Source organism: Halopelagius inordinatus (assembly GCF_900113245.1).
GTDB lineage: Archaea > Halobacteriota > Halobacteria > Halobacteriales > Haloferacaceae > Halopelagius > Halopelagius inordinatus.
The window spans coordinates 1-22,122 of sequence record NZ_FOOQ01000001.1 but is presented as its reverse complement, the minus strand read 5'-3'; the positions used below and the strand labels follow the sequence as shown (position 1 = coordinate 22,122).

General features: G+C 65.4%; 23 protein-coding genes and 1 tRNA gene. 13 read left to right on the top strand and 11 right to left on the bottom strand.

The window, feature by feature from the left end:
• The first annotated feature begins 20 nt into the window (after positions 1-20).
• From BM167_RS00115 to BM167_RS00105, 3 genes are read left to right on the top strand one after another with little or no spacing between them, the layout of a single operon-like run.
• Positions 21-1,163, top strand: coding sequence for a thiamine ABC transporter substrate-binding protein (locus BM167_RS00115; RefSeq protein ID WP_092886995.1), 1,143 nt, complete (start codon positions 21-23; stop codon positions 1,161-1,163).
• A 19-nt stretch (positions 1,164-1,182) separates the two neighbouring features.
• On the top strand, positions 1,183-2,883 hold the full coding sequence (locus BM167_RS00110) for an ABC transporter permease (protein ID WP_177213302.1): 1,701 nt from the start codon (positions 1,183-1,185) through the stop codon (positions 2,881-2,883).
• Positions 2,884-4,086 (top strand): ABC transporter ATP-binding protein, encoded by a 1,203-nt coding sequence (locus BM167_RS00105; RefSeq protein ID WP_092886987.1) that lies wholly within the window; start codon positions 2,884-2,886, stop codon positions 4,084-4,086.
• Between the two features lie 13 nt (positions 4,087-4,099).
• Here the strand turns inward: BM167_RS00105 and BM167_RS00100 are convergent, their stop codons facing one another.
• Positions 4,100-4,783 (bottom strand): class I SAM-dependent methyltransferase, encoded by a 684-nt coding sequence (locus BM167_RS00100; protein ID WP_092886984.1) that lies wholly within the window; start codon positions 4,781-4,783, stop codon positions 4,100-4,102.
• Between the two features lie 92 nt (positions 4,784-4,875).
• On the opposite strand from BM167_RS00100, the gene BM167_RS00095 reads away from it, so the two are divergent.
• On the top strand, positions 4,876-5,334 hold the full coding sequence (locus tag BM167_RS00095) for a DUF2391 family protein (protein ID WP_092886980.1): 459 nt from the start codon (positions 4,876-4,878) through the stop codon (positions 5,332-5,334).
• A gap of 98 nt (positions 5,335-5,432) precedes the next feature.
• Complete coding sequence (locus BM167_RS00090) at positions 5,433-6,011, top strand: DUF7090 family protein (RefSeq protein ID WP_092886977.1); 579 nt, start codon at positions 5,433-5,435, stop codon at positions 6,009-6,011.
• A gap of 51 nt (positions 6,012-6,062) precedes the next feature.
• On the opposite strand, the gene BM167_RS00085 is transcribed toward BM167_RS00090, so the two are convergent.
• The 5 genes from BM167_RS00085 to BM167_RS00070 all read right to left on the bottom strand — a co-directional run bounded on the left by BM167_RS00085 (position 6,063) and on the right by BM167_RS00070 (position 9,310).
• Positions 6,063-6,863, bottom strand: coding sequence for a DUF7089 family protein (locus BM167_RS00085; RefSeq protein ID WP_092886974.1), 801 nt, complete (start codon positions 6,861-6,863; stop codon positions 6,063-6,065).
• A 28-nt stretch (positions 6,864-6,891) separates the two neighbouring features.
• On the bottom strand, positions 6,892-6,981 hold the full coding sequence (locus BM167_RS18995; protein ID WP_449271679.1) for a hypothetical protein: 90 nt from the start codon (positions 6,979-6,981) through the stop codon (positions 6,892-6,894).
• Positions 6,982-7,164: 183 nt separating this feature from the next.
• Entirely contained in the window at positions 7,165-8,154 is a 990-nt protein-coding gene (locus tag BM167_RS00080) for an OapC/ArvC family zinc-ribbon domain-containing protein (protein WP_092886971.1), read from the bottom strand.
• A gap of 122 nt (positions 8,155-8,276) precedes the next feature.
• Positions 8,277-8,663 (bottom strand): DUF2073 domain-containing protein, encoded by a 387-nt coding sequence (locus tag BM167_RS00075; RefSeq protein WP_092890977.1) that lies wholly within the window; start codon positions 8,661-8,663, stop codon positions 8,277-8,279.
• A gap of 5 nt (positions 8,664-8,668) precedes the next feature.
• Positions 8,669-9,310 (bottom strand): Era-like GTP-binding protein, encoded by a 642-nt coding sequence (locus BM167_RS00070; protein ID WP_092886968.1) that lies wholly within the window; start codon positions 9,308-9,310, stop codon positions 8,669-8,671.
• A 1,453-nt stretch (positions 9,311-10,763) separates the two neighbouring features.
• Between BM167_RS00070 and BM167_RS00065 the strand changes: the two genes are divergently transcribed.
• Entirely contained in the window at positions 10,764-12,386 is a 1,623-nt protein-coding gene (locus BM167_RS00065; RefSeq protein ID WP_092886965.1) for a Cdc6/Cdc18 family protein, read from the top strand.
• 3 nt (positions 12,387-12,389) lie between these two features.
• Here BM167_RS00065 and BM167_RS00060 read toward each other — a convergent pair whose 3' ends face one another.
• Positions 12,390-13,223: a S24/S26 family peptidase gene (locus BM167_RS00060; RefSeq protein WP_092886962.1), complete on the bottom strand. Its 834-nt coding sequence runs from the start codon at positions 13,221-13,223 to the stop codon at positions 12,390-12,392.
• A 115-nt stretch (positions 13,224-13,338) separates the two neighbouring features.
• On the opposite strand from BM167_RS00060, the gene BM167_RS00055 reads away from it, so the two are divergent.
• Entirely contained in the window at positions 13,339-14,913 is a 1,575-nt protein-coding gene (locus BM167_RS00055) for a DNA-directed DNA polymerase II small subunit (RefSeq protein WP_092886959.1), read from the top strand.
• 6 nt (positions 14,914-14,919) lie between these two features.
• Here the strand turns inward: BM167_RS00055 and BM167_RS00050 are convergent, their stop codons facing one another.
• Entirely contained in the window at positions 14,920-15,354 is a 435-nt protein-coding gene (locus tag BM167_RS00050; protein WP_092886956.1) for a hypothetical protein, read from the bottom strand.
• Positions 15,355-15,641: 287 nt separating this feature from the next.
• Between BM167_RS00050 and BM167_RS00045 the strand changes: the two genes are divergently transcribed.
• The 4 genes from BM167_RS00045 to BM167_RS00030 all read left to right on the top strand — a co-directional run bounded on the left by BM167_RS00045 (position 15,642) and on the right by BM167_RS00030 (position 19,367).
• Positions 15,642-16,820 (top strand): aspartate kinase, encoded by a 1,179-nt coding sequence (locus BM167_RS00045; protein ID WP_092886953.1) that lies wholly within the window; start codon positions 15,642-15,644, stop codon positions 16,818-16,820.
• Between the two features lie 162 nt (positions 16,821-16,982).
• Positions 16,983-18,344, top strand: a complete 1,362-nt coding sequence (locus BM167_RS00040; protein WP_092886950.1) for a tryptophanase — start codon at positions 16,983-16,985, stop codon at positions 18,342-18,344.
• An 84-nt stretch (positions 18,345-18,428) separates the two neighbouring features.
• Positions 18,429-18,872: a hypothetical protein gene (locus tag BM167_RS00035; protein WP_092886947.1), complete on the top strand. Its 444-nt coding sequence runs from the start codon at positions 18,429-18,431 to the stop codon at positions 18,870-18,872.
• Between the two features lie 111 nt (positions 18,873-18,983).
• Positions 18,984-19,367 (top strand): VOC family protein, encoded by a 384-nt coding sequence (locus tag BM167_RS00030; protein WP_092886943.1) that lies wholly within the window; start codon positions 18,984-18,986, stop codon positions 19,365-19,367.
• Between the two features lie 21 nt (positions 19,368-19,388).
• Here the strand turns inward: BM167_RS00030 and BM167_RS00025 are convergent, their stop codons facing one another.
• Both BM167_RS00025 and BM167_RS00020 read right to left on the bottom strand, forming a co-directional pair.
• Complete coding sequence (locus BM167_RS00025; protein WP_092886940.1) at positions 19,389-20,048, bottom strand: metallophosphoesterase family protein; 660 nt, start codon at positions 20,046-20,048, stop codon at positions 19,389-19,391.
• A 51-nt stretch (positions 20,049-20,099) separates the two neighbouring features.
• Positions 20,100-20,699, bottom strand: a complete 600-nt coding sequence (locus BM167_RS00020) for an IMP cyclohydrolase (RefSeq protein WP_092886937.1) — start codon at positions 20,697-20,699, stop codon at positions 20,100-20,102.
• A 133-nt stretch (positions 20,700-20,832) separates the two neighbouring features.
• Here BM167_RS00020 and BM167_RS00015 point away from each other — a divergent pair.
• Positions 20,833-20,905, top strand: a tRNA-Gln gene (locus BM167_RS00015).
• Positions 20,906-21,104: 199 nt separating this feature from the next.
• Positions 21,105-21,455 (top strand): DoxX family membrane protein, encoded by a 351-nt coding sequence (locus tag BM167_RS00010; protein ID WP_245781320.1) that lies wholly within the window; start codon positions 21,105-21,107, stop codon positions 21,453-21,455.
• A gap of 157 nt (positions 21,456-21,612) precedes the next feature.
• On the opposite strand, the gene sod is transcribed toward BM167_RS00010, so the two are convergent.
• A partial coding sequence (gene sod / locus BM167_RS00005; RefSeq protein ID WP_092886931.1) for a superoxide dismutase occupies positions 21,613-22,122 on the bottom strand: 510 nt, incomplete at its 5' end.

The window sequence follows — 22,122 nt, the reverse complement described above, 5'->3', positions numbered from 1 at the left end:
CTCAGTACAACTACCGGGTAATGAAACGACGGACTTTCCTCCGGGCGGCGGGCGTCGGCGGCGTCGCGGGACTCGCCGGATGTTCGGGCGACGGCGGCGGCACGGGCGGGACGGAGACGACGACTGGCGGAACCGAACCCGCCGAGACGACCGGAACGACGACGGGCGAGGCGGGCGGCGGGGAGTCGGACCTCGTCGTCGCGACGTACGGCGCGTTCGTGGACGCGCCGAGTTCGAGTCCGGGCGCGTGGTTGAAAGAGAGGTTCGAGTCCGAGACGGACGCGACGATACGCTACGAGACGCCGGAGTCGGGCGTCAACCACTACATCGAACGCGCGATGCGCGGCGCGGACATCGAGGCGGACCTGTACGTCGGCCTCGACGTGAACATGCTCATCCGCTTGGACGAGAAACTGGACGGACCGCTGTTTACCGCCGCCGACGGACTCGACAGGCGCGGCGACGTAAAGGAGTCTCTGGAGTTCGACCCGCAGGGACGCGCCGTCCCGTACGACACCGGCTACATCTCTCTCGTCTACGACGAGACGCAGGGCGAAGACGGCGACTTCGTCGCGCCGGAGACGTTCGACGGCCTCCTGCGCGAGGAGTTCTCGGGCGACCTGTTGACGCAGAACCCCACGTCGAGTGCGACGGGGCAGGCCTTTCTGCTCCACACGGTGAAAGCGAAAGGCGAGGACGGCTACCTCGACTACTGGAACGAGTTGAAGCAAAACGACGTGCGCGTCGTCGGCGACTGGGAGTCGTCGTACGCCGCCTACTCGAACGGCGAAGCGCCGATGGTCGTCTCCTACTCGACTGACCAGGTGTACGCCGAAGAGTCCGGCGAGGACTTGTCGAAACACCAAGTTCGGTTCCTGAACGACCAAGGCTACGCCAACCCCGAGGGGATGGCGCTTTTCGACGGCACGGACCGTTCCGAACTCGCACGCAGGTTCATGGACTTCGTGCTTCGGCCGGAGGTCCAATCGGAAATCGCCGTGCGGAACGTGCAGTTCCCCGCGACGACCACCGCCGAACTACCCGAGGAGTTCGCGCAGTACGCCAAGGAACCGCCCGAGGCGGTCACCTTTTCGTACGACCGACTGAAAGGGAATCTCAGTGAGTGGACGGACGCCTGGGCCCGACAGTTCGCCAGCAAGTGAGGCGGGGCCTCTCGGCGCGATCGGTCGCTGGGCCGAGAGACGCGCACTCGCCCTCGTAGCGGCCGCCACGGCGTTCACCCTCGTCGTCGTCTTCTACTACCCGGTCGCGACGGTGTTCGCGGATGCCGTCCTCGTCGGGGGCCGACTTTCGGCGGACCCCCTGCTCGAAATCCTCACCTCGGAGTTTTACCTGCGCGATATCATCTGGTTCACCGCCTATCAGGCGTTTCTCTCCACCGTCGCCTCCGTCGCACTCGGTCTTCCGGGCGCGTGGATACTCTCGCGCTTCTCCTTTCGCGGCCGGGAGACGCTCCGGTCCCTGACCATCCTCCCGTTCGTCATGCCATCGATAATGGTCGCCATCGGCTTCGTGGCGACGTTCGGGCAGAACGGGACGCTCAACGGCTTTCTCGGACTCCTCGGGCTCCCGCAACTGAGCCTGCTGTACACGCTCCCCGCCGTCGTCGTCGCACACGCCTTCTACAACGCCCCCCTCGTCACCCGCGTCGTCACGTCGGCGTGGGAGAGCGTGGACGCCTCCGCCGTCGAGACGGCGCGCAGTCTCGGCGCGTCGCCCGCGCGGGCGTTCTACGACGTGGTCCTCCCGCAGTTGCTCCCGGCGGTGGCGGTGGGGGCGACGCTCACGTTCATCTTCACCTTCGCCTCGTTTCCCATCGTCCTCGCTCTCGGCGGGTTCCAACTCGCCACCGTGGAAGTGTTCATCTACTCGCAGGTGCAGAATCTGGAGTACGGACGTGCGGCGTCGCTCGCGGTGATAGAGACGGCGCTCTCTCTCGGTCTGACGTACGCCTACCTCCGGTACGAAGGGAGACAGCGCGGGGCCGGACGGGGCGCGCGCCCCCTTCCGCGCCGACGCCTCCTCCCTTCGAGCCGGTCGCTTCGGGAGGTTCTCACCCGCGTCGGCGTCGGGGCGTACGCAGTCGTCGTCCTCGCCGTGTTTCTCGTTCCCATCGCGTCGATGGTGTACGGAAGCGTCACCGGCCCGCAGGGCGGGGTGACGCTCGACCACTACCTGTTCTTGCTCGAACGCCAGCAGACGGGGGCGTCGTTTCAGGTGCGGCCGCTTCCGGCCGTCCGCAACTCGCTTCTGTTCGGCGTCGCCACCCTCGCCGTCGCCCTCCCGATGGGCGTCGCGATGGCCGTGTTGACGACGCGGACGTTCCGCGGCCGGAAAGTCGTCGACGCTCTCGCGATGGCACCGCTTGCGGTGTCGGGCATCGTCGTCGGACTCGGACTGCTCCGCGGACTCGTCTTCGGCGTGGAGGCGTTCGGAACCCGCCTGCGGGTGACGGGCGCGGCGGCCATCGTCGCCGCCCACGCCGTCGGCGCGTACCCGTTCGTGACGCGAACCGTCGCGCCCCTGTTGGGCAATCTCGACTCGCGACTCGTCGAATCCGCGCGCAGTCTCGGCGCGACGCGACTCCGCGCCCTCCTCGATATCGAACTTCCGCTCGTCGCCGCGGGCGTCGTCGCGGGCGCGGCGTTCGCCTTCGCCATCAGCATCGGCGAGTTCGACTCGACCGTCATCCTCGCGGAAGGCGCTACGAGTTACACGATGCCCGTCGCCGTCGAGCGATATCTCGGGCGGCGACTCGGCCCGGCGACGGCGATGGGCTGTCTCCTCCTGTTGGTGACGAGCGTCAGTTTCGTCGTGATAGAGCGGTTCGGCGGGCGGTACGGCGGCGGAGGTGGACTGTAGATGAGACTCGAACTCGACGACGTGGAGATGGTGTACGGCGGGACGACTGCGCTCTCGGACGTGAACCTCGATATCGAGGACGGGGAGTTTTTCACCCTCGTCGGCCCCTCGGGGTGCGGAAAGACGACGACGCTCCGCCTCGTCGCGGGCTTCGAATCCCCGACGGCGGGGTCGATTCAGTTCGACGGGCGGGAGATGCGCGGCGTGCCCCCCGAGGCGCGCGGCGTCGGCGTCGTCTTCCAGAACTACGCGCTCTTTCCGCACATGACCGTCGGCGAGAACGTCGCCTACGGCCTCCGATTTTCCGACCCTCCGGGCGGCGTCTCCCACGACGAACGCGTCGCGGAGTTGCTGGAGTTGGTCGGCCTCCCGGACGCGGCCGACAGAGACCCGACCGAGTTGTCGGGCGGCCAACAGCAGCGAATCGCCCTCGCGCGGGCACTCGCGCCGGGGCCCGACCTTCTCCTCTTGGACGAACCGATGAGCGCACTCGACGCGCGCCTGCGGGAACGACTGCGGGTGACGGTAAAGGAGATACAGTCCGAGTTGGATATCACGACGCTGTACGTCACGCACGACCAAGAGGAGGCGTTAGCCGTCTCGGACCGCATCGCGGTGATGAGCGACGGCCGAGTCGAACAGGTGGGGACGCCCCGGGAGGTGTACCGGAGTCCGGAGACGCGGTTCGTCGCGGAGTTCGTCGGCGACAACAACGTCTTCGTCGGGCGGGCGGTGGGAGCCAACTCTCCACACGAAACAAAGGGGGTCGGGGACGAATCGGCCGACGGGGCCTCCGGGTCCGCGGTTCGCGTCGCAGTCGGAAAACAGACGTATCTCGTCGGGACCGACCGAGACGTCGAGACCGGTGACCGGGTGACGTTCTGCGTCCGACCCGAACGGATGCGCGTCGTCGCGGGCGGGACGGGCGGACCGTCGGCGGACCGAAGCGCGGTGTCGGAGACGGGGGCGGCCGACGGCGGCGAGACGGACCCCCCGGCGTCGAGAGCGGTGACGGCGGCGAACCGACTGACGGGACGAGTGGCGGACGCGGAGTTTCTCGGCGAGACGACGCGCGTCCGCGTCGACTGCGACGGACACCGGATAACGCTCCGGACGACGGACCCACTGGACGGCGCGGTAGAAATCGGGTTCGACGCGGCGGACGCTCACGTCGTCGAAGTCGAAGCGCGACGTCGGGAGTGAACGCGAGAGCGACTCAGGGCGCGACGCCGACGGTCAGAAGCGTCCCGTACGTCCGATACCGCTCGACCATCGCTTGGCGGGACTCCCAGTTCTCGGTCGGGAACTCCGATTCGGGCGGTATCTCTATCTCCCTGTCGGCGATGTTGTCCTGTTCTGCGACGTGGAGGCCCGCGTCGCGGAACGCCGCGCGGTAGTCGGCGGCGGACCACCGGGTCATATTGACCGCGATGCGCTCTTGCCACTCGTGGGAGTGGACGTTCTCCTCGTAGTAGTTCACAGCGCAGAAGAACGTGCCGCCGGGGCGGAGCACTCTGCGGATTTCTTCGAGGGTGTGGTCGGGGTCCGACGCGTAGTAGAACGCCTCCATGCTCCAGACGTGGTCGATGCTGTCGTCGGCGAACGGGAGTTCGTCGAAGTCGCCGACGAGAAACCCCACGTCGGCGCCGTCGTCGGTGTACGACCGGGCGTTCTGCGCCATCTCGGGCGACCCGTCGAGGCCGTAGACGCGCCCGGCGCCTTTCGTCTCGCGGAGGGCGCGTCCGGCGTACCCGCTTCCGCATCCCAAATCGAGGACGACGTCGCCCTCCTCTACGGGGACGCGCGCGAGAACGTGCTTTGCGGTGTGCCAGTGGCGGTCCTCCATCCCTCTGTCGCGGCCGTCGGCCGCCCAGGCGTCGAACTCGTCTCGAACGCTCATACCGGTCGGACGACCTACCACGACTAAATCACCCGGGTTCCGTCCGAGGACGCGACGCGTTCTTTATCAGTCGGGGTCCCAACAGGCGGAGTATGGGTAGAGGACGCCGGTACGCCGTCTCGGACACGGCCCAACAGATAGTCGGCGGGTTCCTCCTGGCGGGGCCGTTCGTCGTGACCGAGGAGGTGTGGAGCCTCGCCCGCGCGATGTCGGGGGTGCAGGCGGCGTTGACCGTGGTCATCGTGTTCTCCGTCGGATACGGAACGCTGTACAAAGCCGACGACGGCAGAGACCCGGACAGAGAAGACGACGTGGCCGGGATTCCCGTCCGGTTCATCTCTCTCATCCTCGTCTCGTATCTCTCGGTGTTTCTCCTCGCCGTCTCGTTCAACGCGCCCGGGACGTTCCTCGGTGATCTGGTGAGCGAGGGGTCGTACGCCGCACTCGGCGTCTCCTTGGAGTGGGACGTCATCTCGGTGACGCTGAAGGCCGTAAGCATCGGGTCGGTGTTCAGCGTCATCGGCGCCGCGACGGCGGACACGCTGTTTTGATCCGCGCGAGCGATTCGGCGAAAATCGAACAGGGGAGCGTCGGACGCCGCCGATTCCGCCACCCGCATAATTAAGTTCGCTCGCTTGCAGGCTTGCGTATGGATTACACCCTCGCCATCGAGAACACGCCGGAGACAGTTCCGGGCGGGACGGGCATTCTGCTCTTACATCCGAGCATCGGCGAAACCGACCGCATCGACACGGACTTTCTGAAGACCGACACGGACCACTTTCTCGTCGTCTCGACGCGAACCACGGCCCGAGAAGTCGAGCAGAAACTCGAACACTACGACGTAGACGAGTCCCGCGCCGTCATCCTCGACACTCTCTCCGTCGAACGGGGATACTCCCGACGCGGCAGCGACAACGTCCACTACGTCTCCTCGCCCGACGACTTGGACGGCATCGTCACGCAGACGCGCCGATTCCTCGAATCCCACGAGGGCAGAGTGCGCGTGAGCGTCGATTCCGTCACCGAGATGGCGTACTACGCCGACGTCGACAGGGCGTTGCAGGCGACGGAGGAACTCCTCGAACTCCTCGGCGAACACGACGCGGTCGGCCTGTTCCACCTCTCGAACGAGGTACACGGAGAGGAGACCCTCCAACGGTTCCGCGACCTGTTCGACGGCGTCATCGAACTCGACGTCGACGGGACCGTCTCGGGTCACTTCTGAACCGGCCGCGGCGGAACCGGCCGCCGTGAGTCGATTCGGCAGCGAGACGCGCTACTCCTCGGCTTCCGACCGGCCGCCGAGTTGCTCGAACGTCTTTTTCGCCCACCGAACCCCGTAGGACGCGCCGTACTCGACGTACGCCTGCGTGTCGAGTGCCGCGAACGGCGCGGGCAACTCCCGACCGTGTTTGACGGCCGAGCACGCGAACTCCGTCGCGTCCGCAAACGAGGTCTGTCCGCGCGCGACGGCCGTCGGGAGGTTCGTGAGTCTCCCCTGCAGTCGCGCCCCGGCGTCCGTCCACGCGTCGTACAGACGGGGATGGGTGCCGTCCCACGACTCGAACGTCGGCCGCGTCTGGAGCCCGACCCATGCCTCGTAGAGAGCGGTCGCTATCTGGTAGACGTCGTTCGGCGGCAGAGGGACGGCGTCGTCGAGTTCGCGGTACTGGTCGCCGAAAAAGGGAAGGAACTGTTCGGGCGCGCCCGTCCCGATCTGGACGAACGCCTCAGCCAACAGGAAATCGAGGAACTCCTCGGGCGTCCCCTCCGCGCGGGCCTTCGCGAACACCGTCGGCGGGACGGTCTGTCGGGTCCAGACGACCGTTCCGTCGCCCGGCATGCCGATGGTGAAGTCGCGTCCGGCGTAGCGAACGAGCAGTTGCGGAGCGTCGTCGGGGAGCCACTCTGCGGGGTACGTCGCCGGGTCGAGAGACTCCGCTAGCAGGCCGAGGTCCTCCGCCGCGGCGGGCGGTATCGTCTCGAAGTCCGCCGCCACGTCGAGGACGAGGCTGTCTGGGGCGTGTTCGTCTCGGACCGCGGCGACATCGTCGGGGAGTTCGCGCGTCTCGAACATTTCGTTCGGTGTACGGGTTCGAGGCCCTTCAGCCGAACGCGATGAACGCGATGAGCGTGATGGACAGAACGGCCGAGATGCCGACGGTTCCGAGGACGAGTTTCGTCGCCTGACTCATGGTATCACCCATTTCGCCGGTGCGCTTAAAGCCTTCAGTATCGGGTGAGCGCGCCGGAATCGCGACGGCGCGGAGCGGAGACGGTCCAAAGCACCGGCTGACGGAACGAGACTGGGAAAATCGGCGGTTTCGGCGTTTCGTCGTCTCCCAGGGCGGCGACGTCGCCGTCTCCGAGGGCCGCGGCTAGTCGTCGTCTTCGCGGTCGTCCCACGAGTCGGGGACTTCGATGACGTACCGACCGTCCTCGCGAAGCGAGATGATGTACTCGGTGCGGTCGTACAGTTCCATCAGGTTCAACTCGTACTCCCCGGGTGCGACGATTTTGATGCTCTCGAACTGGCTGTTGAGTTCCTCGCGGAGGTCGTCGAGAGCGGGTCGCTCGTCGCTCTCCGGTTCGATGACGGTCCCGTCTGCGTCCGTGGGCGGACCGTCCGCGTCCTCGACGGCCGCGCGGTCCGCCGCCGCCGCTATCTCGTCGGGCGAGACGACGGCGCTTCGAGCGCTCGCCTGCGCGGAGTCCTCACGGTCGGGGTCGACTTCGACTTCGGCTTCGGATTCGACGTTTGCGGGCGGGTTCTTGGGTTCCTGCTGGCTCTTGGGTTCCTGCTGGCTCTCCGGCGCTTGCGGAGTTTCGGTCGAGTCGTCGTCCTCGGCCGAGTCGGTGCCCCGAGAACTCACCCAGTCTCGAACCGACTTGCCCGCGCGGTTCGCTCGGCCCGAGAGACCGCCCTCTCGTTCCGTCGCGTCCTCCGCCGCGTCGGGTCGGGTCGGTTTCTCTGGAGTGTCCGATGCGGGTCGGTCGTCGCCTTCCGCGCCCGCGGCGCGTTCGGCGGTCCGAGCCCACGTCGGCGACTTCGACGCGTTCGACGGGTCTGATCCGGTGGAAGGGGACGCGTCGGAGGCGGCGTCTCCGGGGTCGGTTTCTGTCGGTCGCGAGTCGGACGAGGCGGTGTCCGAATCCGGGTCTCCGGCGGACTCGGTCGGTGTCGAAGTCGAACTCGGCGGGGAACGGTCCGTCCCCTCGCTTCGCGTCGAGGACGCCGCACCGGCGGTTGACCCCGCGCTGGACGGGCGGAACTGGAACTTGTTTCCGCCGCAGTCGGGGCACCCCGAGAGCATCTCCTTCGAGCCGTCGGGGAACACCTTACCGCAGTTCGTGCATTGGTGGGGCATCTGTGTGGTCGGTGAGTGTGTGAGTGGTGGCCGGTCTATCGCTCTGCGTGGCCCGAATTCGCGCGGCGGACACCGGCCGTGGGTCGCCGCAAAGCGGGCTCTCCGTGTCGTTCGCGCGCCGGTCAGCGTCGGGAGACGAGTGCGCTGATGAGGTTTTCGTCCTTGTGGAGCGTCTCTATCTGGTTCGCCGGACCGATGACGGTGAGCTTCTTCGTCTCCTCGGAGCCCATCAGTCGCCCGAGGAACCCTTGGCTCCCCGCCTTCGACTGGGGATACGTCTCTATCTCGATACCGTTGAACTCGTCGGGGCTGATTTCGGTCATCGTCACCTCGATGAGTTTCGACTCCTCGTCCGGCGACAGACCCTCTTCGAGGATGACTATGTTGCCGTCGCGGACGCCGTCGAGGATGAGCCTGATCTTCTCCATACTCGCCAAGCCCTCCATTCGGGCACCGCTTATCAGGTCGATTTGAACGCCGTCCGTGTTTCCGGGTGTGACTTCAGGCATGATACTCACCCGAAGTACTCCGCTATCTTGTCGTAGACTTCGTCCATGTTGTTTCCTTCCAACGCAGAGAGGGGAACGGTTTCGTGTTGCGGAAACGCGTTCGAGATGCGCTGGACGTTCGAGTCGTCGAGGTCGGTTTTGTTCGCGAAGATGAGCACCGGAAGGTCCTGACTCTCGATGATGCCGATGAGCATCGTGTTCACCTGCGTGAACGGGTCCTCCGTGCTGTCGAGGACGTAGATGACGCCGTCGACGTCCTCTCGCAGCCAGTGCATGGCCTCGGCGACGCCCTCGGTCGCCTCGCGGGAGCGACGAACCGCGTCGTCTTTCTCCATGTCGTGGTCGAGGAACTCCTTGTAGTCCACCTTCGTGGTGACGCCCGGCGTGTCGACGATATCTATCGTGACCTTCTTGCCGTTGCGCTCGATTTCCACGTTCTCCTTTCGACGCGCGCGGCGCGTCTCGTGGGGGATGTGGCTCTCGGGCCCGACGGCGTCGCCGGTCCAGTCGCGTGCGATACGGTTCGCGAGGGTCGTTTTTCCGGCGTTCGGCGGTCCGTAAATGCCAATCCGTCTCGGCTCCGTGTCCGAGAACATCCGGTCGACGACCCGTGAGATGCTGTCTCTTAATTCTGTGAGCAGACCCATCCTAGCCTCCCGCACCTCCCGACTCCGTCGTGGAGGGGCGTATGGAGGTACCACATTTCCGGGCCCACTTAAGCACTACGTCAGACGGCGATCATTTTCACGCCACATTTATCCGAATTGAAATAGGTTTAATCCCCTCTTAGGACCGTCTACGCTCCGGTTCAGGCGGGCCGCGCCCTCGACGTCGCCCGATCGATCAGACTGCTGTCGGTGCCGGCGGACCCCACCCGAATCGACGTCGCTGGCGTGGTCGCGGAACCGGCGACCCCCCGCCGATGCCTCAGTTTCGGGTGGACGTCCGGCGACGAAACGGCACCGGACCGGACCCGGGTCGAAGAGAGAACTCAGGTCGGATGATAGTCATCGCGCGCACGCGAGACGAGCACGCGAGACGAACCACGCGTCGAGGCTCGCGAGGAACACACTCGAAGTCGAACCGGGGACGCCCGGCCCGAAGCACGGATCGGTTCGAGTCGAGGCGAGAGAGAGGCAACGAGAGTCGTCGGCCGATAGTCGTCTCGGGGAGACGGTCGATGGACACACCCCCACCCCTTCGTTTCGGGTGGAACTCGCCGAGAGGGTGGGGGTGGTTCGCGGCGACCGCCGCGATCCTAGTTAATACAAACAACAACCACAACAATATTATCTCCCTTTTCTGTTCTACGGGTCTTGTTTTATCTGGTTAGTCATAAAACCCTCGCTTCGAAGAGGGCGGTTTTACCCCCTCCCCCTGTTCGTAGCGTTCCACCCGAAACGAAGGGGTGTGGGGGTTACCCCCTCTGCTTCGTGTGGAACTCCTCCACCGACTCGTCGCACAATGACAAGAGAGAACACACCACATACTATGCGAGAGAACGCCGGTTTGAGCGGGCATAGTGACCGATTGTCGAAACCTACTCGACATCTGGCGGCGGCGTTCCACACGAAATAGAGGGGTGTTGGCGTTCGGAAACGTCTCTCGGTTCGAACGTACGTCTCTCCAGAGATTATAATCCGGATACAAAGGATCCGAAATTAAAATCCGAGTAGAGACGCGTGAGGGAGTCGAGTCGTGTGGACTCGAAACGATGCCCCTCCGGAGATATAATCGGAAAGAAAGGGGAACGACTTCGACTCGGTTCGATCCGAAGAGAGGGAACTGGAGGTCGCACCGAACGTGACGGAATCCGCTGATTTCCGGCTTACTTACCGTCCGACGCTTCTCGGCATTCCGAGGAACGGGCCGTTCACGCCGGCCTCACGTACAGCAGATATCACATATCCGCCCGGCCGAGAGTTCAACGTTGGTGGCGATAGACAATTTTTTGTACCACCTGTTCGTCTGGTTCGTCTGCATCATCTGGACGCGCCGCCTTCGGTGTGATGGCGGAATATCGGTGTACGACACCGTCTTCCGCCGACTATGCGCCGTCTGCGGCCCGTTTTCCAGTCGAAATCAAGGGGTTATACACGTATGGACGAAGACACTCCGCGCGACGGGGACGAACGCGAAGACGATCGTGAGCGCGGTGAACAGGCGGCACCGGACGGCGAGGAGGCGTCCCCGACACCCGACGCGGACGACGACACCGTCACCGCCGAGGATATCGACATCCGCGAGAGCATCGGTCCGAACGGGTCGCCCGAGGAGACGGCCGACGACGTGACGGACGTGAGCCTCGACGAAGTCGTCCTCGACGACGACGACGGCGACAGTCGCGGCCTGTTCGACGACCTACTCTCGGGAGAACCCATCTTCGAGAACAAGGAGGTACTCAGACCGTCGTACACCCCGCACGAACTCCCCCACCGAACAGAGCAGATAAACCAGATGGCGACGATTCTCGTCTCCGCTCTCCGAGGCGAGACGCCGTCGAACATCCTCATCTACGGGAAGACCGGAACCGGCAAGACGGCGAGTGCGAAGTTCGTCAGCCAGGAACTGGAGTCGACCTCTCAGAAGTACGATGTCCCCTGCGAAGTCGAGTACATAAACTGCGAGGTGACCGACACGCAGTACCGCGTGCTCGCGCAACTCGCGAACAAGTTCATCGAGAAGAACGAGGCGTACATCGAACGCGAACTCGACCGCCTCCGCGACTTGCGGGCGCGCGCCGCCGAGTCGGTGAACGAACTGACGGACACCGAGTTCGACTCCGTCGCCGCCGTCGAACAGCAGATAACCGAACTCGAAGCGGACTTCGAGGAGATGGAAGCGGTCCCCATGACGGGGTGGCCCACGGACCGGGTGTACACGACGTTCTTCGACGCGGTAGACTACAACGAACGCGTCGTCGTCATCATGCTCGACGAGATAGACAAACTCGTCGAGAAGTCCGGCGACGACACGCTGTACAACCTCTCGCGGATGAACTCGGAACTCGACAACTCTCGCATCTCCATCATGGGTATCTCGAACGACCTGAAGTTCACAGACTTCCTCGACCCTCGCGTCAAATCCTCGCTCGGCGAGGAGGAGATCGTGTTCCCGCCGTACGACGCGAACCAACTCCGCGACATCCTCCAGCACCGTTCCGACGTGGCGTTCAAAGGCGGCGCACTCACCGACGACGTCATCCCCCTCTGTGCGGCGTTCGCCGCGCAGGAACACGGCGACGCGCGGCGCGCACTCGACCTCCTCCGGACGGCGGGCGAACTCGCGGAACGCGGGCAGTCCGATACGGTGGAGGAGGCGCACGTCCGCCAGGCCCAAGACAAGATAGAACTCGACCGCGTCGTCGAAGTCGTCCGGACGCTTCCGACTCAATCGAAGATAGTGCTGTTTTCGACCATCCTCTTGGAGAAAAACGGCGTCCACAACATCAACACCGGCGAGGTGTTCAACATCTACAAGCGCCTCTGCGAGGAGATAGACGCCGACGTGCTCACCCAACGCCGCGTCACCGACCTCATCTCGGAACTCGACATGCTCGGCATCGTCAACGCCGTCGTCGTCTCGAAGGGGCGGTACGGTCGCACGAAGGAGATATCGCTGTCCGTTCCGATCGACGAAACCGAGGCGGTCCTGCTCTCGGACTCCCGTCTCGGCGACATCGAGAACGCACAACCGTTCGTCCAAGCCAGGTTCGACAACTGAGCGTCAGCCCGACGCGTTCGCGACATTCGGGCTCTGTAGGGTCTTTTCGGCCACCGTTTCGCGGTCGGACTCGAACTCAGGGGGGCCAGCGTATCCGAGCACCGATTCACCGACGGACGGAGCATCTCCCGCCGGGACGGAGACGAACAGTCCGGTGAGTTTCAGTCGAACGTAGCCGAGGTAGGGGATGCGGAAGCGAGCGACCCCCTCTACCCACTCTCGCTTGACGGGTTCTGCGATACCGCTCGCTTGGTCGTACTGAGAGTTGGCGTCGCCCTTCGTGACGAACCCGGCGTGCGGTGCGGGGCAGTTCGACAGTTCCGCGCACCCGTCCGCGTTCACGTACTCGGGATTCGCCTCGTCGTACCAGTTTTCGCCCTCCTCGACCCAGAAGTGAGCGCGGTGGATTATCGGCGACCCGAACCGGGAGGGTGGGTCGTAGACGACGACGGACCCGTGTCCGCCGAGCGTCCGGTACCCCCTCTCCTCGCCGACGTCGGCGGTCACGACGCCGGTCTCCTCGAAGTCGTACTCCGGGCTGAACCGTTCGGGAGCGCTGATGACGACGAGGTCACCGCGTTCCATGTGTGGTTCCATGCTCCCGCTCTCGACGGCCACCATCGGCGGCCAGACGCCGCTTACGAGATAGAGGAGTAGTCCGATGGCGACGACGATGGATACGCTGACGAACGCCTCTCGGACGAAGGCGAGTACGCCCGTCTCCGCCGTTCGAAGACGCGTGACGAAGTCGTCGGAGTCGCCCTCGTCGTCCGCCGGTCCGGGGGAGGGTCGCGACGCCTCGGCGTCACTGCGCGACTCTCCCTCGTCTTGAGTCATCGCTCTCGGGTTCGCCGTCACCGGGTTTCAACTTTCTGGGGCGGCCCTCGCGCCGAGCGAGACGGCCCGTTCGACGTTTCAATACGCTTTTCTTTCGCCTCCGCGTTCGACGGGTGTGCCTCTGGAGACGCCGTCGCGCATCGTCCAAGAACTCGCTCGCCACGGCTACAACGCAGAGAGAGAGGCTGTGACGCTCATCGCCGGGGCCGCGAACCCCTCGTCAGCGCTGGTGCGTGCGGTGGAACACGCCGAAGACGACGCGTTCCGCATCACCGCCGCGGACGTCAGGGCGGTTCTGGACGCCGACCGTGCGGCGGACGCTCCGACGACGCCGTCGCCGACCGAGACATCCTCGGACGGCGGAACGGCCACCCCCGACCCCCCGATTTCGACTGCAAAACCGACCGAAGACGGCGCATCGAAACAGATACGATCTCCAGGCGAAACGACGGGAGACGGAGGCGGACGGGACGTGACTCGCTCGCCGAAACCGGTCGATATCGCGGGCGACATCACGGGACAGAGCACCGGAACCGGCGAGTACGCCGACTTCGTGAAGGTGTTCAAAGACCGGTACGAACGGCTGTCCTCGCATCTCCGCGGGCGGGTGAACCACCGGCCCGCCGAGGCGATTCAGCGGATGTCCGGCGGGAGCGACACCGCGATGGTCGGACTCGTCAACGACATCCGTTCGACGGCGAGCGGACACTGGCTCGTCGAACTGGAGGACACGACGGGGACGTTTCCGTGTCTCGTGATGAAGGACCGCGACTTCGCGTCGGCGGTGGACGAACTCCTCATGGACGAGTGCATCGCCGTGGAGGGAACCCTCGCGGACGACTCGGGCATCATGTTCGTCGATTCGATATACTTCCCGGACGTTCCGCGGACGCACGAACCCAACACCGCGGACCGACACGTGCAGGCGGCGCTGATATCCGACGTCCACGTCGGCAGCCAGGAGTTCATGGCCGACGCGTGGAACAACTTCACGGACTGGCTCCACACCGAGGAGGCCCACGCCGTCGAGTACCTCCTCGTCGCGGGCGACATGGTCGAAGGCGTCGGCGTCTATCCGAACCAAGACGAGGAACTCGACATCATCGACATCTACGAGCAGTACGAGCGATTCTCGGAGTATCTCAAACAGGTCCCCGGCGACGTGGAGATAGTGATGATTCCGGGGAACCACGACGCCGTCCGCCTCGCGGAACCGCAACCCGGGTTCGACGAGACGCTCCGCGACATCATGGACGTTCACGACGCTCGAATTACGGGCAACCCCTCGACGGTCACCGTCGAGGGCGTGAACGTGCTGATGTACCACGGCGTCTCCTTGGACGAGGTCATCGCCGAACTCCCGGAGGAGAAGGCCAGTTACGACGACCCGCACAAGGCGATGTACCAACTCCTGAAGAAGCGTCACGTCGCCCCGCAGTACGGCGGCCATCTCCGACTCGCGCCCGAGAAGAAAGACTACCTCGTCATCGACGACGTGCCCGACATCTTCCACACCGGCCACGTCCACAAACTCGGGTGGGGGAAGTACCACAACGTCCTCGCGGTCAACTCCGGATGCTGGCAGTCCCAGACCGACTTCCAGAAGTCCGTCAACATCGACCCCGACGCCGGGTACGCACCCATCGTCGACCTCGACACCCTCGATATGACCGTCAGAAAGTTCGCCTGAGACCCGTCAGTTCGGGTCGAGGCGGTACCGAACCGTCGGGCCGCCGTCGAACTGCGGTCCGGGGCCCTCGCTTTCGAACCCCGCGTTTTCGACCGCTTCTCGGACGTCGTCGTCGCTTTCCGGAACGACGAACTCGACCGTCATCCCCTCGCGGGCGGCGTACCGGACCGGTTCCGCGAGGAGTCTCTCGCACGCCTCGATGGACCCGCCGAGTTGGGTGACGTGGACGGTCTGTCCGTTCACGTCGAAGGAGACGAACCCGAGAAGCGCCGTGTCCTCGGTGTCCGTGTCGATGTTCGGGTCGGGTTCGCTCTCGGTCTGTTCCGCCACGCGGACCGTCCTGTCGTGGACGACGTTGCGCATCACGTCGACCGGCGAGTCCGCGATGGCGGCGATTTCCGGGGCATCGGCCTCGACAGCGTCGCGTACGTCCGCGTCCATGGCGGCCGTACAGTTTCCCCCGGCTTAAATACACGTGCGTATCCGAGATACCGACACTCAGATTCGAAAGAACGTAACTCGGGCGCTCGAGAGACGGTCGAGTCGCGTTCGAATGCTCGCCTCCCGACCCATCTTCCCGCGCGAAGGACACTATCGTATCTGCACCTGTCGGCCTCGGCAACCGTTGAACGTGGAGACACAGTTATACGCTATCCCACGTTAGCCCCCGCCATGTTCGAGCACCAGTCTCTACGCTCTCGTCCGGGAACGGAACCGGAGGTACACCGATGCGAGTAGTCGCGAAGTTCGGCGGAACGTCGCTCGGAAGCGGTGACCGCATCAACCGCGCGGCGGACTCTATCGCCGCGGCGGTCGGTCAGGGCCACGAGATAGCCGTCGTCGCCTCCGCGATGGGGAACACGACCGACGACCTGTTAGAGGAGATTCAGTTCGAGGCGGAAGACAGAGACCGCGCCGAAATCGTCTCGATGGGCGAACGGACCAGTGTCCGCATGCTGAAGGCCGCCCTCTCCTCTCGCGGCGTCGACGCTCTGTTCGTCGAACCCGGAACCGACGAGTGGCCCGTTATCACGAACGACCTGGGCGAAGTCGACGTCGAGGCGACCCAAAAGCGCGCGGCGGAACTCGCCGCCGAGTTAGACGGCGTCGTCCCGGTCATCACCGGTTTCCTCGCGCAGAACCACGCGGGCGAGATTACGACGCTCGGCCGCGGCGGGTCCGACACCACCGCCGTGATGCTCGGTCGGTACATGGACGCGGACGAAGTCGTCATCGTCACCGACGTCGAGGGCGTCATGACGGGCGACCCGCGCGTCGTCGAGGGCGCGCGCAACGTCGGGCGCATCACCGTCGACGAACTCCGGAACCTCTCGTTTCGCGGCGCGGAAGTCGTCGCGCCCTCTGCGCTCTCGTACAAGGACGACGAACTCGCCGTCCGCGTCGTCCACTACCAACACGGCGACCTGTTGACCGGCGGCACCCTCATCGAGGGCGAGTTCGAGAACCTCATCGACATGCAAGACGACCCACTCGCCTGCATCACCGTCGCCGGTCGCTCGATTCGGAACCGGCAGGGTATCCTCGCGGACCTCTCCGAGTCGCTCCGAAAGGCCGACATCAACATCGACGCCGTCGCCTCGGGGATGGACTCCGTGACGTTCTACGTCACCGAGGACAGAGCGGAGGAGGCCGAGAACCTGCTTCACTCGAAAGTCGTCGCCGACGACACCCTCTCTTCTGTCACCGTCGACGACGACGTGGCCGTCATCCGCGTCACGGGCGGCGAACTCCCGAACCGGCCGGGCGTCATCCTCGACATCGTCCAACCCATCTCCGAGGCCAGCATCAACATCCACGACATCATCACCTCCGCCACCTCCGTCGCCATCTTCGTCGCGTGGGACGACAGAGAGGAGACGCTGAAGATAGTCCAAGACGAGTTCTGAGCGTCTCGTCGGGGGCCTTCGCGCCCTCTTCGCCCCGCGAACGACCGCTTCTCGCCGTCTCTGGACCCCGACGTACGACTCCGTCCATCCGTCGTCGAATCCGGACGCAGTCCCTCGATTTCCGCCGGCAAGAACCTTCACGACAGCGGGCCATTCGACGCCATGCGCTCGTACAAAGCAAAGATGGTCGAGCCGATTCGGCTCCCCTCGCGAGAGGAACGCGAGGCGGCCCTCGACGCCGCCGGATACAACGCGTTCAACTTAGACGCCGCCGACGTGTTCGTGGACCTTCTCACCGATAGTGGGACGGGGACCATGAGCGCAGAGCAGTGGGCGGCGCTGATGCGCGGCGACGAGGCGTACGCCGGAAGCGACAGTTTCGGACGCCTCTGCGAATCGGTCGCCGACGTGATGGGGTTCGAGCACGTCGTCCCGACGCATCAGGGTCGCGGCGCCGAGAACGTCCTTTACGGCGTCCTCGTCGACGAGGGCGACGTGGTTCCGAACAACGCGCACTTCGACACCACCCGCGCGCACGTCGCAAATCAGGGCGCAGAGCCGGTGGACTGCACGCTTCCGGCCGCCCGCGACCCCGACTCCTCGGACCCGTTCAAAGGCGACTTCGACGTCGACGCGGGGTGGGAACTGGTCGAGGAAGTCGGTGCGGAGTCGATTCCGGTCGTCGTCCTCACTATCACGAACAACTCCGTCGCGGGCCAACCCGTCAGCGTCGAGAACACCCGAGAGGTCGCCGCGTTCGCAGAAGAGATAGACGCCACGTTCGTCGTGGACGCCTGTCGGTTCGCCGAGAACGCCTACTTCGTCCGGGAGAGAGAGTCGGAGTTCGCGGGGTGGACCGTCGCGGACATCGTCCGCGAGCAACTCTCGTACGCCGACGCGGTGACGATGTCCGGGAAGAAAGACGCAATCGTCAACATCGGCGGGTTCGCCGCGATGCGCGACGACGACGTGTTCGAGGCGGCGAAACAGCGTGCCATCCTCTACGAGGGCTTTCCGACCTACGGCGGACTCGCCGGGCGCGACGTGGAGGCGATGGCGGTCGGACTCCGAGAGGCGGTCGAACCGCCGTACGTCGAAGAACGGGTCGAACAGGTGGCGGAACTCGGCCGACTCCTCGTCGAGGCGGGCGTCCCCGTCTACGAACCGACCGGCGGCCACGCCGTCTACGTCGACGCCGAACGCGTCCTGCCGCACGTCCCGAAAGACCGGTATCCCGGGCAGGCACTCGTCTGCGCTCTCTACCGTGAGGGCGGCGTCCGCGGCGTCGAACTCGGCGGATTCGCCTTCCCCGGCACCGACCGACCCGATCTCGTCCGCCTCGCCCTCCCGCGGCGGACGTACTCGCGGGAACATCTCGAACACGTCGCGGAGACGGCCGGGCGCGTCCGCGAGTCCGCCGAGGAGTATCGCGGCTTGGAGATAGTCGAGGAACCGGAGATGGCGGAACTTCGGCATTTCTCTGCGCGTCTCCGACCCGTCCCCGCCTCGCACGCCGCCGACTGACGGCGTCTCCGACCCGTCTCTCCGACCGAACCCGTCCCGTTCGACCCGGAACGCTTAGCGTCCGGGAACCGAGAACACGTCACGATGCCACAGAACGGCGCGGTATCGAACCCGAGTCCGGTCGCGGGCGTCTCGTTTGCCGTCTTCGCCCTCCTTTGGGTGTCGATGGTACTCTCTATCGGTTTGTGGGTCGTCCGCGACGCCCGCGCCCGCGGGAGCGGTCGGCCGAAACTGTGGGCGCTTGCGGCCGTGTTCACCCCCGTCGGGCTTCCGTACTATCTCTACCGCCGACGTCGGCGGGTAGGACTCGGCGAGAGGGCCGCCCCGCCGACGACCGTCGACCGACTCGCTGCGACGTGGGCCGCGGCGAGTCTCGCGGCGTTTTTCGGCGGGAGTCTCTTCGCCCCGCCGGACCCGTTTTCGCTCCTCGTCTACACGCTCGCGTTCTTCGTCCCGGCACTCGTCTCGGCGTACGTGCTCGTCTACCGCGGCGGCTACCGAGTCGCGGCCGACCGGGTCGGACTCTGAATCCGCACGGACCGACGACTCTCCCTCTCGCCGCGGCCGTATCGACGCCCCGGTTTTTGTGCCGGCCCGACGAAGCGGAGGCATGAGACGCAAAGCGCGGGGAGGGCGTCCGTGGAACTGACCGGCATCGACCACTTCGTACTCACCGTCGAAGACGTGGCGACCAGTTGCTCGTTCTACGACAGTCTCGGCGGCGACGTGGTGACGTTCGGCGGCGGCCGGAAGGCGGTGCAGTTCGGCGACCAGAAGATAAACCTCCACCCGGTCGACAACGACGTCGACGTCGTCGCGGCGTCGCCGACGTCCGGCGGCGGCGACTTCTGTCTCGTCACCGAGACGCCCATCGGCGACGTCGAACGCCGCCTCCGCGAACTCGACGTCGAAATCGTCCGAGGACCGGTCGAACGGACCGGGGCGGCGGGCCCGATCACGTCGGTGTACGTCAGAGACCCCGACGACAACCTCGTGGAGATAGGCTCCTACGCGGACGCCTGACCGGGCCGCTATCGGCCGTCGTCACCGCCCGTCGTACAGTCTGAGACCGATTCGCTCGGGGAGGCCCGCCTCGTTCACCGCGTCGACGACTTCCTCGATGTCGTAGTCGACCCTGTGTTCTTCGACGGTCAGGTCGTCTAGGTCCACCACGGCGTAGGCCGCCCGGTGGTCGGCGTCGCGCGGTTGGCCGACGCTTCCGGGGTTCACCACGACGCCCTCGTCGAAGGTGGCGTGACTCTGGACGTGGGTGTGCCCGAGGACCAACACGTCCTCGTCTCCGAGCATCTCGGAACCGAACTCGTCGGGGTAGGTGTAGCGGTCCGGGTCATCCGGGTGTCCGTGGACGAGTTTCACCCGGTCGTCGCACGCGAGGCGTTCGTCGGGGAGGCGTTCCAACCACGCCAACGCCTCCTCGTCTAACCGTTCGCGGGCGTAGTCGACGCCCGCGGCCGCCATCGAGTTGAACCGAAACGCGGTCCCACTCGCCACCGCCCGGTCGTGGTTGCCCATCACCGTCGGGACGCCGCGTTCGCGCATCACGTCGACGCACTCCGCGGGCCACGGGTTGTACCCCACCACGTCGCCCGCGTTGACGAGTGCGTCCACCTCGGGCATATCCGAGAGGACGGCGTCCAATGCCACCTTGTTGCCGTGTACGTCCGAGATGACGCCGACTCGCATGTCCCGCGGTAGGGCCGCCACCGGGAAAAATTCGCGTCCGGTCGCGTTCGACTACGCTCCGTCCTCGGGGCCGTTCTCGACTGCCAACTCCACCTCGCCGCCGCGGTAGGTGACGCCCGCGGCGCAGACGGCGTGTTCGTACTCCATCTCGTAGACGCCGGTCGCGGCGGATTCCGCGTCGTCCGCCTCGAATTCGACGGATGCGGGCGCGTCCTCCTCGTAGGTGGCGACAAGCGTCGGTTCCGAGACGGCGCGGACGAGGAGGGCGTCGCGGCGGACGATGCCGATGTAGGACGCCTCGTCCGCGTCGTCCGACGCGACGACTCCGGCGATTCGCGGCGTGTCGTAGTCGTCTTTCTCGTAGTCGAGAGCGAGAAGCGATTCGGCGAGAGCGTCGCGGGCGGGGTAGCCCGCGTCGAGTTTCTCCGCGACGGGGTCGACGTGCGACCCGTTGCCGACGACGACGCCGTCGCCGCCCTCGCGAACGCAGTTGTAGGAGATGTAGGGGTTGTCGCTCTCCGGCGCGTCCGGCGTCGGCGCGACGGTGAGCGTTCCGTCGCGGTCGACGATGCGGCGGTTCGGGAACGAACGAGAGGAGACGCGATACGCGCCGAAATCGGGGCCGACGACGATGAAACGTCCGACGTACATACACGAGCCTGCACAGGACGAAGGTAAATAGGTGCTGGATTATGCACGTTCGAGGTTCGTGCGGTGGGTTCGCACGGAGAATCGAACGCGCAACGCTTACAAACCCAGACGGGGTAGGTAGGGGTGCGACCCGAGTCCCATGGGGTAGTGGCCAATCCTGTTGCCTTCTGGGGGCAACGACCCAGGTTCGAATCCTGGTGGGACTACTCGAATTCTACGGCATCCGACCGCGTAGCAGCGCTTTCGCCGCCGACACAGATACCGGAAAGTGCGTCGCCAAGCGCGCTCGTTATCCGACCGCTCCCCGTACAGGACAGCGTGTCTCAAACCGACTCACAAGTCGATAGTACGCCGTCTCGCCCCGGGTCCGAAACCGGCGCGCGGGACGACAGTCCCCCGTCTCGAATCGGCCGCCTCCTGTTTGCGAGCGGACTCGCATCGCTCGCGATACAGAACCTGCGGAATCTGGAGGGACGAATCGCCTACGCCGACGCGAAGGGCGTCCCGGCGGCAGATACCCTGGTTCCGGCCGCGAGCGGACTCCTCCTCGGCGGGAGTCTCGGTATCGGCCTCTGGAAATTCCCCCGGGCGGCGGCGGCAAGCGTCGCGACGTTCCTCGCGGGCGTCACGCCCCTCATGCACGACTTCTGGAGCGTAGACGAGGAGTCGCGCGACCAAGAACTGACGTCGTTCCTGCAGAATATGACGCTTCTCGGCGCCACTATCGCCTTCTTCAAGCGAGCCAGCCGGAACTGAGGACGTCCCGTTCCGCGGTACTGCGCCGGATTTTCCGAAAAGAAACTGAGAACCGACGGATGGCGGGCGCGTCGACTGCGAGGCGCCCTCGGCGTCTCACGGACTGCCGCCCGCCGACGCGCGCCCACGGTAGAGACGCCGGCGGCGGCGTGACCGATTACTCGAAGAGTTCGACGGCCTGGTCGTAGCGTGCGGAGGGTTCGTCCCAGTCGACGACGTCGAAGAAGTTCGAGACGAACTCGCCGCGGGCCGGGCCGTAGTCGTGGTAGTACGAGTGTTCCCAGACGTCGAGCGCCAGAATCGGGTGACTCCCCCAGAGCGCTCCCTGGTCGTGTTTGTCCACGACGACGTTGCGCAGTTGGTTCGAGAACGAGTCGTACACTAAGAGTGCCCAGCCACCGGCGTTGCCCGCGGCGGCCTCGAACTCGCCCTTCCACGCCTCGTAAGAGCCGAAGTCCTCTTCGATTCGGTCCGCGAGTGCGCCCTCGGGTTCGTCGCCGCCTTCCGGCGACATCGAGTTCCAAAACAGGTCGTGGAGGATGTGTCCGGACCCGTTGTGGGTGACGTTTCGGATGGCGCCGGGCGACGAGGAGAAGTCGCCGTCCTCGCGGTTGGATTCGAGGGTTTCCTCGGCGGAGTTCCAGCCGTTGACGTAGCCCTGATGGTG

Coding starts and splice junctions, on each gene's coding strand:
- BM167_RS00095 (WP_092886980.1), top strand. CDS start 4,876: ATGGGTAGAGGACGCCGGTACGCCGTCTCGGACACGGCCCAACAGATA.
- BM167_RS00100 (WP_092886984.1), bottom strand. CDS start 4,783: ATGAGCGTTCGAGACGAGTTCGACGCCTGGGCGGCCGACGGCCGCGAC.
- BM167_RS00080 (WP_092886971.1), bottom strand. CDS start 8,154: ATGCCCCACCAATGCACGAACTGCGGTAAGGTGTTCCCCGACGGCTCG.
- BM167_RS00020 (WP_092886937.1), bottom strand. CDS start 20,699: ATGTACGTCGGACGTTTCATCGTCGTCGGCCCCGATTTCGGCGCGTAT.
- BM167_RS18995 (WP_449271679.1), bottom strand. CDS start 6,981: ATGAGTCAGGCGACGAAACTCGTCCTCGGAACCGTCGGCATCTCGGCC.
- BM167_RS00060 (WP_092886962.1), bottom strand. CDS start 13,223: ATGACTCAAGACGAGGGAGAGTCGCGCAGTGACGCCGAGGCGTCGCGA.
- BM167_RS00115 (WP_092886995.1), top strand. CDS start 21: ATGAAACGACGGACTTTCCTCCGGGCGGCGGGCGTCGGCGGCGTCGCG.
- BM167_RS00105 (WP_092886987.1), top strand. CDS start 2,884: ATGAGACTCGAACTCGACGACGTGGAGATGGTGTACGGCGGGACGACT.
- BM167_RS00025 (WP_092886940.1), bottom strand. CDS start 20,048: ATGCGAGTCGGCGTCATCTCGGACGTACACGGCAACAAGGTGGCATTG.
- BM167_RS00070 (WP_092886968.1), bottom strand. CDS start 9,310: ATGGGTCTGCTCACAGAATTAAGAGACAGCATCTCACGGGTCGTCGAC.
- BM167_RS00085 (WP_092886974.1), bottom strand. CDS start 6,863: ATGTTCGAGACGCGCGAACTCCCCGACGATGTCGCCGCGGTCCGAGAC.
- BM167_RS00075 (WP_092890977.1), bottom strand. CDS start 8,663: ATGCCTGAAGTCACACCCGGAAACACGGACGGCGTTCAAATCGACCTG.
- BM167_RS00035 (WP_092886947.1), top strand. CDS start 18,429: ATGCCACAGAACGGCGCGGTATCGAACCCGAGTCCGGTCGCGGGCGTC.
- BM167_RS00045 (WP_092886953.1), top strand. CDS start 15,642: ATGCGAGTAGTCGCGAAGTTCGGCGGAACGTCGCTCGGAAGCGGTGAC.
- BM167_RS00050 (WP_092886956.1), bottom strand. CDS start 15,354: ATGGACGCGGACGTACGCGACGCTGTCGAGGCCGATGCCCCGGAAATC.
- BM167_RS00040 (WP_092886950.1), top strand. CDS start 16,983: ATGCGCTCGTACAAAGCAAAGATGGTCGAGCCGATTCGGCTCCCCTCG.
- BM167_RS00090 (WP_092886977.1), top strand. CDS start 5,433: ATGGATTACACCCTCGCCATCGAGAACACGCCGGAGACAGTTCCGGGC.
- BM167_RS00065 (WP_092886965.1), top strand. CDS start 10,764: ATGGACGAAGACACTCCGCGCGACGGGGACGAACGCGAAGACGATCGT.